The organism is Halomonas rhizosphaerae (assembly GCF_030012485.1).
Lineage (GTDB): Bacteria > Pseudomonadota > Gammaproteobacteria > Pseudomonadales > Halomonadaceae > Halomonas > Halomonas rhizosphaerae.
This window is the reverse complement of sequence record NZ_JASCQQ010000020.1, coordinates 1-11,975: the sequence shown is the minus strand read 5'-3', so window position 1 is coordinate 11,975 and position 11,975 is coordinate 1. Positions and strand designations below refer to the sequence as shown.

Here is an 11,975-nt window from a genome sequence, read left to right as displayed (position 1 = left end):
GTGGCGACGGGTACAATGCGCGCCTGATCCCAGAAGGAGTTCCGCCTTGGTTGCCCCGACCGACACCTTCGACGACGTCCTGCCCGAGGCCCTGCGCTTCACCTCGCCCGCCCCGCTGGTGGACATCGGCGCCAACCTGACCCACGCGAGTTTCGCCCGGGACCTGGCGGCGGTGCTGGCCCGCGCCCGGGCGGCGAACGTCACCACCCTGATCCTCACCGGCACCGACCGCGAGCATGCCGAACAGGCCGTGGCGCTGGCCCGTCGCCACCCGGGGCTCTTCGCTACCGCCGGGGTGCACCCCCACGATGCCAGCCACTGGGACCCGGCGCTGGAGCGGTCGATGCGCGACCTGCACCGCCAGCCCGAGGTGGTGGCGGTGGGCGAGTGCGGCCTCGACTTCAACCGCAACTTCTCTACCCCCGCCGAGCAGGAGCGCGCCTTCGAGGCCCAGCTCGGCCTGGCGGCGGAGAGCGGCAAGCCGCTGTTCCTCCATGAGCGGGACGCCGGGCGCCGCATGCGCGAGATGCTGCATGCCTGGCGAGACGATATCCCCGACGCGGTAGTGCACTGCTTCACCGCCGATCGCGAGACCCTCTACGGTTACCGGGACCTGGACCTGCACATCGGCCTGACCGGCTGGCTGTGCGACGAGCGTCGCGGCCACCACCTGCGCGAGCTGGTCGGCGAGATTCCCCTGGACCGGCTGATGGTGGAAACCGACTGCCCGTACCTGCTGCCGCGCAATTTACCTGCCAAACTCAAGGGCAGACGCCACGAACCGGCCCTGCTGCCCTGGATCGTGCGGGAAATCGCCCACTGGCGCGGCATGGACGAGGTCGCGCTGGCCCACGCCACCACCGCGACCGCGCTCGCCTTCTTCCGCCTGCCGGCAGGCGAGACGCGCCACGCCATCGAACATGAGGAGTCCTGACATGGCCGGCCCCGAGAGCAAGGAGATTCCCGGCTTCATCGCCGTCGAGACCGGCGAGGACGGCGGATTGCCGCTGGCCATCGCCTGGACACTGCCCGACGGGCGGGTCAAGCACACCCTGATCCAGCCGGACGACGACTGGCTGGACAGCGAGATGGTCTCGCTGGGCGAGTACAGCCTGGAGGAGCTCAACAGCATGGGCGTGAGCCCGCTGGACGTGATCCGCGAGCTCGAGAATGACCACTTCAGCAAAACCCTCTTCACGGCAGGCGTGAGTGATGACGAGGCGGCGATCTCGCGACTCTTCGACACCTACGGCCTCGACCCCTTCGTCGAACTGGCCCCGGCAGAGAGCCTCTATGCTGAGATCGAACCCGGCGACTGGGCCCGGGCCCGGGGCGAGCTGTTCGGCGAGCTAGGCCTCGAGCCGCTGCGCCCCGAGCACGAGGTAGCGGTGATGCTCAACCTGCACCAGCGCCTCGCCCCGGGCATCGCCTCTCCCGAAGTCCTGCCCTTCGATGGCCGTCTGCTGGACGGCGATGACGTTGACGACTGAGCGCGACCCTGCCACTACGCCCCCGGCCGCCCCAGCAGCTCCCTGGCCCGTTCGACGATGCCCACCACCGAGGGCAGCGTGACCGTGGCGGCCGGCCCCAGGGGGATGAAGCTGTCCTCGGCGGTCAGCCGCGCCAGGCGCTCGCCCGCCACGCCGCGCTCGACCAGGCCGGTGATCAGCTCCTCGCTCGGCGAGCCCGACCGCCGGCACTCGTCCACCACCAGGATGCCCGCACAGTCAGCCACCCGGCGATGCAGGGCATCGTGGTCGATGGCGGTCAGCCAGCGCAGGTCGATGAGGCGCAGCGCGATGCCCTCGTCCTCGAGGCGGACGGCCGCCTGCCGTGACAGGTGGATCCCGTTGCCGTAGCTGACGATGGCCAGGTCGCGCCCCTCTCCCCATTGGCCGAGCTCACCCACCGCCAGGCGGTAATCCGGCCCCGGATCGGCGCAGCAGCCGCGATCGTCCCCCTCCTCCAGCAGGTCCCGGGCGTGGTAGCGGGCGATGGGCTCGAGCACCACCACCACCCGCTGCTCCTCGTCGGCCAGGCGCACCGCCTCCTGCAGCAGCCCCACCGCCTCGGCCCCGCTGGATGGGCAGGCCACCAGCAGCCCGGGGATGTCGCGCAGCACGGCAATCGCATTGTCGTTATGGAAGTGACCGCCGAAGCCCTTCTGGTAGCCGAGCCCGGCAATACGCACCACCATCGGGTTGGTGTACTGGCCAGCGGAGAAGAAGCTCAGCGTGGCCGCCTCACCGCGCAGCTGGTCCTCGGCGTTGTGCAGGTAGGCGAGGAACTGGATCTCCAGGATCGGCACCAGGCCGCTCTGGGCCAGGCCAATCCCCAGTCCCAGGATGCTCTGCTCGTCGAGCAGCGTATCGATCACCCGGTGCGGGCCGAACTGCGCCTGCAGCCGCTGGGTGACCCCGTAGACACCGCCCTTGCGGCCGATGTCCTCGCCGGCCATCACCAGGTGCGGATAGCGGATCATCAGCCGCGCCAGCGCCTGGTTGATCAGCCTGGCCATGGGGGCCGGGGTGGGATCGACCTCCCCCTGCCAGGGTTGCTGCCGGCCGGGACGCGACGGCGGCACGATGCTCGCCATGACCTCTGCGGCGCTCTCGAGCTTCGGTCGCCGGATCACCGCCTCGGCCTCCCGGGCAACCCGCTCGCCGATCGCCCGGTAGCGCTCGGCGATCGCCTCCACGGAGAGCACGCCGTGGCGACGCAGCAGGCCGGCGCTGACCAGCAGCGGGTCGCGGGCCTCGTCGGCCTCGATGCGTGCGGCCGACAGGTAGGCCTGCTGGGCATCGGAACCGGCATGCCCGAACAGGCGCACACAGTGCATGTGGAGGAACACCGGCTGACGACGGGTGCGGGCGATGTGCGCGGCTTCACGGGCGACCCGCCAGGTGTCCAGCAGGTCGAGACCGTCGCAGGCGAGATAGTGAAAGCCGGGACGGGCGCGCATGCTGGCGGCGATCCAGCCAGGCGGCGTGGGCATGGAGATGCCGATGCCGTTGTCCTCGCAGACCATCACCAGCGGCATGGGCGCGCCCTGCCAGGCGGCCCAGCCCGCGGCATTGAGGGCGCCCTGGGCGGTGGAGTGGTTGAAGGAGGCATCGCCGAAGCTGCAGATCACCACGCTGTCCGGCGCCCACTCGCCGCCGCCACCCAGGCGCCGCCACAGGCCGAGGCTGTGGGCCGCCCCCACCGCCTTGGGCAGGTGGGAGGCGATGGTGCTGGTCTGCGGCGGGATGCTGAGCCGTCTCGAGCCCAGCACCTTGTGGCGACCACCGGAGATCGGGTCCTCCGACGAGGCCGTGACGCTCAGCAGCAGGTCGCGGATCGGCGTCTGGCCCGGCACGGCTCGGCTGCGCTGGATCAGGAAGGCGGCGTCACGGTAGTGCAGGAAGGCCGGATCGCCGGGGCGGAACGCCAGGGCGATGGCGGCGTTGCCCTCGTGGCCGGCACTGCCGATGGTGTAGAAGCCCTCGCCCCGTGCCTGGAGCCGCCGGGCCTGGAGGTCGAGGTGGCGGCTGGTCAGCTGTGAATCGAAGAGCTCGACCAGCGCCTCGGGGGACAACCCCACTTCGTCGAGCCGCCCGGCCTTCGCGGGGTCGGGCCACTCATCATCGCGCAGGGCGGCGAGGAAGCGGTGCTCCTGGGGCAGGGAGTCGGCCACGGGCGGCCTCCGATCGGCTGGACACTGACCTCAAGCCTAGTCGATCGCCGGGACGGGCTGCGACCCTGCCGACGCGAGCCGACGGCGCCCGGCCGCCACGGCCTGCTCGAGGCTGGCCCCTTCACGATAGTAGGCCGCCAGCGCCCGCCGGAAGGCCGCCGCACGGGCCGGCAGCCCTTCGCGCAGGTAGCGCTCGGCGCGCGCCTCGACCCGTGCCTGGAAGCCCTCGCGGTCGACCTCCACCTCGCCCAGGTTGTCGACGCTGACGTTGAAGGGCCGGCCGCAGGCTCGCGAGAAGAGCAGTTCCAGCGCCTGGGGCGCCACCTCCACCGCCTCGAAGTCGCGCTGCTCGCTGGCGTCCCGGCCGTCGGGCAGGTACCAGTAGCCGTAGTCCTCGAGCCGTCGCCGCCGGGCCCCGGCGATGCACCAATGGCTGACCTCGTGCAGGGCGCTGGCGTAGAAACCCCGGGCGAAGATCACCCGGTGCCAGGGAGAGGCATCGTCGGCCGGCAGGTAGAGGGGCTCGCCGCCGCCGCGCACCAGGCGGGTTTGATAACGGGGCAGGAAGAGGCCGTCGAACAGCGCAATGACATCCTCGAGTCGGTGGCTCACGCAGGCTCCTGAAAGGCGTAAAGGGCGCCATTATAGGGGCAAGGAGGCGCGGCGCGAAAATCGATGCCTCCTGATAGACTGAGCGGCCTGCCGGCGCTCGTCCCGGGCCGGACGCTGCCGACTCACTCTCGACGCATGGAGCTGCTGCCTTGGCCTCGTTCGCCTCACGCCTGCTGGCCACCAGCCGCAAGGAAACGCGCCCCCTGATGCGCCTGGCCCTGCCCATCTGCGGGGCACAGCTGGCCCAGGCCGGCATGAGCGTCGCCGACGTGATGATGACCGGGCGACTCAGCGCCACCGACCTCGCGGCCGTCTCGGTGGGCTCCAGTCTGTGGATGCCGCTGATGCTGTTCATGACCGGCACGCTCATGGGGCTGACGCCGATCGTCGCCCAGCTGCTGGGGGGCGGCCGCACGGCAGGGATCCGCCCCTGCGTCCACCAGGCACTGTGGATCGCCCTCGTCCTGGGCATGGTCGCCGCGGCGCTGCTGTGGTTCACGGTAATGCCGATCTTCCGCCTGATGGCGGTGCCCGAGGAGGTCGCCGGGCGCGCCGCCGCCTACCTGGCCGCCGTGGCCTTCGGCATGCCCGGGGTGGCCCTCTTCCAGGCGCTGCGCGCCTTCTCGGACGGCATGAACCATACCCGACCGTCGCTGTGGATCAGCCTGGTCGGCCTCGGGGTGAACATCCCCTGCAACTTCGTACTGATCTACGGCGGCGAGGGGCTGACGGGGCTGTTCGGCGACTGGCTGCCTGGCAGCGTGCAGGACTTGCCGGCCCTCGGCGCCCTGGGCTGCGGCATTGCCACGGCGCTCTCCATGTGGGTGATGGGCCTGGCGATGATCGCCTACACCCGGCGCTCTCGGGCCTATGGTGACGTCGCGCTCTGGCATTCGCCGACGTCCCCACGTTGGGCGCTGATCGGCGAGCTGCTCCACGTGGGCGTGCCCATCGGCGTGGCGATCTTCGTGGAGGTGACACTGTTCACCCTGATCGCCCTGTTCATCGCCAGTCTCGGCGAGATCACCGTGGCGGCCCACCAGGTAGCGCTCAACTACACCTCGATCCTGTTCATGCTGCCGCTCTCCCTGGGCATGGCCCTGACCGTGCGGGTCGGCAACACCCTGGGCCAGGGCCGCCCCGATGCCGCCCGACTGGTGGCCTGGCACGGCATCCTGGTGGCGCTGGCCGTGGCGGGGCTCAACAGCCTGTTGCTGTGGCTCACCGCCGAGCCGGTGATCAGGCTTTATACTCACGACAGCGAGGTGCAGCGCCTGACCCTGACGCTGGTCGGCCTGGCGATTCTTTACCAGGTATCGGACGCCCTGCAGGTCAACCTGGCCGGGGCCTTGCGGGGCTACAAGGACACCCGCATCATCATGCTGATCACCCTGCTGGCCTACTGGCTGGTGGGGCTGGGGGGAGGTCACTGGCTGGGAGAGCATGGCCTGCTCGGGTGGATCGACCCGCTGGGTGTCCACGGCTACTGGATCGGCCTGATTGGCGGCTTGACCACCGCCGCCGTGCTGCTGGGCGAGCGGCTCAGGCGCATCAGCAAGGCGAAGGCCCATGGAGAGATCGAGATTCCTGCGGAGTGACGCCGACCGTGCATCCCGCCATCGCGGGATCCAGGGGCTAGTGGCGATGCTGTTACTGCTGCTGGCCGGCTGCGGCGAGGGCGACAGCGAGGTCCTGCTCCGCGACTACCAGCAGCGCCTCGCCGAGGCCCTCTCGCTCGAGGCGCCGCCACGCTCGGTCCCGGACAATATCGCGGCCTTCCCCGCACAGGACCAGCGGCTGTTCGAGATTGTCGAGACCCGCGAGGGCATGCTCGACATCTATGCACTGCGCGAGTGTCATATCGCCAACCTCGTGGCGGGACGCAACAACCAGCTCGGCAAGGTGGCGCCCCCCAGCCAGCGCTGGCTCTACGAGCTCGAACTTTGGCGCCGGCTGAGCGGCTGCTGGAACAGCGACGCACCGGACGCCCTCTCCGATGACAGCCGTGAACGCCTGGCCCGGCTCACCGCCACCAAGACCGACCAGCTGCCACAGGTCAGCTGGAACGCCCTGTTCGCCTCCGAAGAGTGGGTAAAGAACTTCTCCCGGGCGAGCTCTCCCCTCTCCCCGGAGGCCCTCGACGAGGTCGAGCCACGCAGCGCCGCCCTGAGCTATCTGCGCGAGGCGACCCTGCACCAGTTCGACCGGACCTGGGTTCCCGAGTCGGCCACCCTTGAGGGTCACCTCAAGACCCTGCAGGAGCGCCCGCTCTCGGCCGAGCTGCTGCGCACCCTGCTGCTCGCCGAACAGCGCCTGAACGAAGCCTCGACGCTGATCGAGGACGCCCTGGAAGGCGATGGCGGGGCAGCCTGTGGCGAAGCGCCCGACCGCCTGGCCGGCTCGCCCGAGGCGACCCGACTGGCGACCTGGCTGGATGAGCTAGACCGCGCCGCCCGGCACTGGCTCGGGGCCATCGACGCCCTCCTCGAGGTACATGTGGCGCCCCCGCCGGCGGTGGCCGACTATCGGCGACGCTGGCTGTCGCTGATCGACCCCGAGGCCCCCCTGCCGGCCTTCACGGCGGCCCGCGAGCGCCACGCTGCACTGCGCAATCGGCTCGCCCATCACTGCCGATGAACCGCCGGGACTTAACCTCGGCAATCACTCTGTGCTATTGATGAGACTACAGTGACGCAGTGCGCTGCTTACCAGGCCGATGCCGTGACCACGCAGCACTTGGAGGGACATCATGGGAATCCCGCAGTCACCACGCCCCGCCCAGGTCATCGACCTCGAGGCCATGCGCCAACGTCAACTGGCCCGGCGCCGGTTGGTTCGCCTTTCCCCCGAACTGGACAATCTGGAGATGGTCTATCGGCTCGCCTCGGATGCCGACACCCTGTATGGCATGCCCTTGCTGGCCTGGGGGCTGCAGGAAGATGGTGAGGTGGTCGGCCTGGTGCCGTGGATGGAAGCCCTCACGCCCTGCCATCGCCTGGATGACGCCGAACACGGCCATTTCATCGGCTATCGCGACCCGGAGACCGAGGAGCTCTTCGAGGAGGCCCCCGAACACAAGGTGCTGGAGCTCGAGCACGCCGCCGCCTACTTCGATTACGAGGAGACCGACGAGACCACGCTGATCCAGCAGCTTCCCGAGACCCAGGGGACCCATGCCCTGTGCATGGACGAGAGCGATGCGCCCTGGCAGCTGAAGCAGGTCTTCGGCTGGCGCCTGTACAGCGACGGTACCGTGGAGGCCCTGCTCGCCGACGAGCGGCTCATCGAGACCACCCCGATCCTGCCGGGCGACCCCTGCCTCTATCCCGGCCACAGCCGCCACCGCGTGGTCTACTTCTTCCAGCGGCAGATCGCCAACCGCATCCGCCACGAGGACCCCAACACCCTCGAGGCCCTGGCGCTGATGGTCATGCCCGGCAACGACGTTGACCCCCCGACCGACTGACGGACTGGTCGCGACTCAGCCGAGACGGATAAAGTAGAGGTAGCTGCCGTCGTCTTCCTGCTGGTACAGGAGCTCATGCCCGAGGAAACTGCAGAACTTGGGGATGTCACGGGTCGTGGCCGGGTCGCTGGCGACCACCTTGAGCACCTCCCCCGCGTGCATGTCGCGCACCTTGTTGTGCATCAGCATGATCGGCTCGGGGCAGTAGAGCCCCGTGGTATCGAGTTGTGCATCACAGGCCGGCAGGGAATCCGCGGAATCAACCATCGATGACCTCGTTTCAGGACAGTTAAGTAAGGGAGTAACGGATGATCAAGATCATTATCGAACGTCGTATCATGCCCGGCCTGGAGGAGGAATACGAGGCGGCCGCCCGGGAGGCCATGCGCCATTCCCTCGGTGCGCGCGGCTTCGTCGGCGGCGAGAGCCTCGTCGAACTAGGCCACAGCGATCGACGTCTGATGATCACCAAGTGGCGCGACATGCGCGCCTGGAAGGAGTGGTACCAGAGCGAGACACGCGCCCGGGTCATGCAGAGCCTGCTGCCGCTGCTGACCGAGGAGGAACGTATCCGCATCTACGAGCCCACGACCCACTGACGGCTCGCGGATCAGGCCACGCCCAGGATCCGCACGTGCACCGTCACCTCCTCGCGATCATGGTAGAGGTGGCGACACGCCACCTCGGCCCGGACGCCGGCCTCTGCGAGCGCAGACTCAAGGCCCGAGAGGCAGCGGGAGACCTCCTCCCAGCGTCGCTTCATGGGCAACTTCAGGTTGAAGACCGCCTCCCGGCACCAGCGCCTCACCAGCCAGCGCTGGACCATCGCCATCACGCGCGACGGCTTGTCGACGATATCGCACACCAGCCAGTCGAGCCGGCCGGGCGGTTCCCAGACGAAGCCGTCCTCGCGCAGGTGTTCCACCAGCCCCGTTGCCATCAATCCCTTGTCCATGGGGCCATTGTCGATGGCATAGACATGCATGCCGCGCTGCACCAGCTGCCAGGTCCAGCCGCCGGGGGCGGCGCCCAGGTCGGCCGCCTGCATGCCCTCCTCCAGGCGCTCGCCCCATTCGTCTCGCGGAATGAACTCGTGCCAGGCTTCCTCCAGCTTGAGGGTGGAGCGGCTCGGCGCACGATGGGGAAAACGCAACCGCCGAATTCCCCCCGGGAGTTCGCTGCGATTGCCGGGAAAGCTCATGCCCAGTTGCACCCGGTCTCCGTCACTCCACAGCAGGTGAAGTCGGCGCCCGCCGGCCTTGCGCCGCAGGGCGCCCCGCTTCTTGAGCAGCGACTCCAGCGGTCGTTTGAGCGCCTTGATCAAGCCGGCGAGGGCCTTGGCCTCGTTGGTGTCCGGCGTCTCCTGCCAGACCGAATCGAAGCTCCAGCCACTCGCCACGACCTGGTCGAGTATCGGGGTGAGGCGATCCTCGCGCGGAAGCAATAGCGGCGGCAGCGCGAGCAGGCTCTGGCGGGCAAACACCAGACTCGCCAGCGGCAGTGCCCGATGCAGCGCGTTGGCTGGCGCATCCCCGGCAGCAATGAAGCGGACGAAACCGGCGTCTGGCTTGATATCGGCCTCTCCCTGCCAGCCCAGCGCCATGGCCTTTTCCGTGAGCTCTGCCGCCAGGTCCGGCTCGAACCCCGGACGACAATAGAGCAGCAGCTCACCGGCCACTGTCATGGGCCGGCCTCCTCGGACACCACGGAGGAAGTGCCCTTCCTCAGGTCCTCGATATCCTTCAACTGGACATTGAGTGCATTGGTGGAAATGGTCACCTCCCAGAGCGAGTAGATCAGCGATATGGACAGGGTCACCAGGCTCACGCCGAAGAGCAGCATGCCCAGCAGTTCGAGCGACAGGAAGAGTGCGAACATCGACAGCGTACAGAGCAGGAAGCTCAGCACACCCGCCACCTGCATGCGCTTGGTCAGGGAGATGCGCCGACGCAGCAGCACGATCTGTCGGGCGGTGCCGGACTGATGATGATCGCGCTCCTCGTCTGCCAGCTTGCGGATCAGCTGGGCGAGCACCAGGAAGCGGTTGGTATAGGCCAGCAGCAGCAACGAGATGGCGGGAAAGAGCAGGGCCGGGGTGGTCAGCGTCAAAGAAGGATCTCCGGTTGTCATTCGCAACGCCATGATAACAGCTGACACTTTCACGGGCCGCACATGAAAAAACCCCGTGCTCTTTCGAACACGGGGTCTTCTCGGGATAGGTGCCTGACGATGATTGGGCCGGCCTCCCGGCGGGCGGCGCTCCGCTACGCTTCATGGGGAGGGCCCCGAAACGACGAAACCCCGACCAATGGCCGGGGTTTCTGAATAAGTGCCTGACGATGACCTACTCTCGCATGGGGAGGCCCCACACTACCATCGGCGCTGAGCGGTTTCACTGCTGAGTTCGGCATGGGATCAGGTGGTTCCCGCACGCTATGGTCGTCAGGCGAAAAACGGTGAATCATGCTGGCGAGAACGTCTCGTCGTATCCGGCTGTCGGTCGCCATCGGCAGACCGCTTGGGTGTTATATGGTCAAGCCTCACGGGCCATTAGTACCGGTTAGCTCAACGCCTTGCAGCGCTTCCACACCCGGCCTATCAACCAGCTGGTCTCGCTGGGCCCTTCAGGAGGCTCGAGGCCTCGGGGATGTCTCATCTTGAAGGGGGCTTCCCGCTTAGATGCTTTCAGCGGTTATCCCGTCCGCACATAGCTACCCGGCAATGCCACTGGCGTGACAACCGGAACACCAGAGGTGCGTCCACTCCGGTCCTCTCGTACTAGGAGCAGCACTTCTCAAACATCCAACGCCCACGGCAGATAGGGACCGAACTGTCTCACGACGTTCTAAACCCAGCTCGCGTACCACTTTAAATGGCGAACAGCCATACCCTTGGGACCGACTTCAGCCCCAGGATGTGATGAGCCGACATCGAGGTGCCAAACACCGCCGTCGATGTGAACTCTTGGGCGGTATCAGCCTGTTATCCCCGGAGTACCTTTTATCCGTTGAGCGATGGCCCTTCCATACAGAACCACCGGATCACTAGAACCTACTTTCGTACCTGCTCGACGTGTCTGTCTCGCAGTTAAGCACCCTTATGCTCTTGCACTCAATGCACGATTTCCAACCGTGCTGAGGGTACCTTCGTGCTCCTCCGTTACGCTTTGGGAGGAGACCGCCCCAGTCAAACTACCCACCACACACGGTCCTCGATCCGGATCACGGACCTGAGTTAGAACGCCAATGATGCCAGGCTGGTATTTCAAGGTTGGCTCCACCCGAACTGGCGTCCGGGTTTCCAAGCCTCCCAGCTATCCTACACAAGCAACATCAGCGTCCAGTGTGAAGCTATAGTAAAGGTTCACGGGGTCTTTCCGTCTAGCCGCGGGTACACAGCATCTTCACTGCGATTTCAATTTCACTGAGTCTCGGGTGGAGACAGCGTGGCCATCATTACGCCATTCGTGCAGGTCGGAACTTACCCGACAAGGAATTTCGCTACCTTAGGACCGTTATAGTTACGGCCGCCGTTTACCGGGGCTTCGATCAGGAGCTTCGCGTGAGCTAACACCATCACTTAACCTTCCGGCACCGGGCAGGCGTCACACCCTATACGTCCGCTTGCGCGTTTGCAGAGTGCTGTGTTTTTAATAAACAGTTGCAGCCACCTGGTATCTTCGACCGGTTCAGGCTCGGGGAGCAAGTCCCGTCACCCTATGCCGGCGTGCCTTCTCCCGAAGTTACGGCACCATTTTGCCTAGTTCCTTCACCCGAGTTCTCTCAAGCGCCTGGGTATTCTCTACCTGACCACCTGTGTCGGTTTGGGGTACGGTCCCACTGTATCTGAAGCTTAGAGGCTTTTCCTGGAAGCGTGGCATCGATGACTTCCTGACCGTGGTCAGTTCGTCTCGTCTCTCGGCCTTGGGGAACCGGATTTGCCTGACTCCCCAGCCTACTGACTTTCACCAGGACAACCAACGCCTGGCTCACCTAGCCTTCTTCGTCCCCCCATCGCAATACAGTGAGGTACGGGAATATTGACCCGTTTCCCATCGACTACGCCTTTCGGCCTCGCCTTAGGGGCCGACTCACTCTGCTCCGATTAGCGTCGAACAGAAACCCTTGGTCTTCCGGCGGGGGAGTTTTTCACTCCCCTTGTCGTTACTCATGTCAGCATTCGCACTCGTGATACCTCCAGCAGACCTCTCGATCCACCTTC

11 protein-coding genes and 2 rRNA genes are annotated in these 11,975 nt (G+C 66.7%); 6 read left to right on the top strand and 7 right to left on the bottom strand.

Annotated elements, in window-relative coordinates:
• The first annotated feature begins 46 nt into the window (after positions 1-46).
• Positions 47-934, top strand: coding sequence for a TatD family hydrolase (locus tag QLQ86_RS09280; protein WP_282816694.1), 888 nt, complete (start codon positions 47-49; stop codon positions 932-934).
• A gap of 1 nt (position 935) precedes the next feature.
• Positions 936-1,490, top strand: a complete 555-nt coding sequence (locus QLQ86_RS09275; RefSeq protein ID WP_282733635.1) for a hypothetical protein — start codon at positions 936-938, stop codon at positions 1,488-1,490.
• 14 nt (positions 1,491-1,504) lie between these two features.
• On the opposite strand, the gene QLQ86_RS09270 is transcribed toward QLQ86_RS09275, so the two are convergent.
• Both QLQ86_RS09270 and QLQ86_RS09265 read right to left on the bottom strand, forming a co-directional pair.
• Positions 1,505-3,676 carry a thiamine pyrophosphate-dependent enzyme gene (locus QLQ86_RS09270; protein WP_282816693.1) on the bottom strand — a complete coding sequence of 724 codons (2,172 nt, stop codon included), beginning with the start codon at positions 3,674-3,676 and terminating at the stop codon, positions 1,505-1,507.
• Between the two features lie 36 nt (positions 3,677-3,712).
• Positions 3,713-4,288 carry an elongation factor P hydroxylase gene (locus QLQ86_RS09265; RefSeq protein WP_282733633.1) on the bottom strand — a complete coding sequence of 192 codons (576 nt, stop codon included), beginning with the start codon at positions 4,286-4,288 and terminating at the stop codon, positions 3,713-3,715.
• Between the two features lie 206 nt (positions 4,289-4,494).
• On the opposite strand from QLQ86_RS09265, the gene QLQ86_RS09260 reads away from it, so the two are divergent.
• The 3 genes from QLQ86_RS09260 to QLQ86_RS09250 all read left to right on the top strand — a co-directional run bounded on the left by QLQ86_RS09260 (position 4,495) and on the right by QLQ86_RS09250 (position 7,754).
• Positions 4,495-5,886, top strand: coding sequence for an MATE family efflux transporter (locus tag QLQ86_RS09260; RefSeq protein WP_407650072.1), 1,392 nt, complete (start codon positions 4,495-4,497; stop codon positions 5,884-5,886).
• Entirely contained in the window at positions 5,858-6,925 is a 1,068-nt protein-coding gene (locus QLQ86_RS09255) for a DUF3080 family protein (protein WP_282733631.1), read from the top strand. Before QLQ86_RS09260 ends, QLQ86_RS09255 begins: the two co-directional genes overlap by 29 nt.
• A 112-nt stretch (positions 6,926-7,037) precedes the next feature.
• Positions 7,038-7,754: a hypothetical protein gene (locus tag QLQ86_RS09250; protein ID WP_282733630.1), complete on the top strand. Its 717-nt coding sequence runs from the start codon at positions 7,038-7,040 to the stop codon at positions 7,752-7,754.
• A gap of 15 nt (positions 7,755-7,769) precedes the next feature.
• Here the strand turns inward: QLQ86_RS09250 and tusA are convergent, their stop codons facing one another.
• Positions 7,770-8,021: a sulfurtransferase TusA gene (tusA, locus tag QLQ86_RS09245; protein ID WP_282733629.1), complete on the bottom strand. Its 252-nt coding sequence runs from the start codon at positions 8,019-8,021 to the stop codon at positions 7,770-7,772.
• A gap of 41 nt (positions 8,022-8,062) precedes the next feature.
• On the opposite strand from tusA, the gene QLQ86_RS09240 reads away from it, so the two are divergent.
• Positions 8,063-8,353 (top strand): antibiotic biosynthesis monooxygenase family protein, encoded by a 291-nt coding sequence (locus QLQ86_RS09240; protein ID WP_106228982.1) that lies wholly within the window; start codon positions 8,063-8,065, stop codon positions 8,351-8,353.
• Between the two features lie 11 nt (positions 8,354-8,364).
• Here the strand turns inward: QLQ86_RS09240 and rlmM are convergent, their stop codons facing one another.
• The 4 genes from rlmM to QLQ86_RS09220 form a co-directional block, all read right to left on the bottom strand.
• A complete protein-coding gene (gene rlmM, locus QLQ86_RS09235) occupies positions 8,365-9,438 on the bottom strand; it encodes a 23S rRNA (cytidine(2498)-2'-O)-methyltransferase RlmM (protein ID WP_282733628.1) in 1,074 nt (357 codons plus the stop codon).
• A complete protein-coding gene (locus QLQ86_RS09230) occupies positions 9,435-9,863 on the bottom strand; it encodes a DUF2721 domain-containing protein (RefSeq protein ID WP_282733627.1) in 429 nt (142 codons plus the stop codon). Before QLQ86_RS09230 ends, rlmM begins: the two co-directional genes overlap by 4 nt.
• A 222-nt stretch (positions 9,864-10,085) precedes the next feature.
• Positions 10,086-10,201: ribosomal RNA gene (gene rrf / locus QLQ86_RS09225) — 5S ribosomal RNA — on the bottom strand.
• Between the two features lie 82 nt (positions 10,202-10,283).
• Positions 10,284-11,975: ribosomal RNA gene (locus QLQ86_RS09220) — 23S ribosomal RNA — on the bottom strand; the annotation flags it as partial.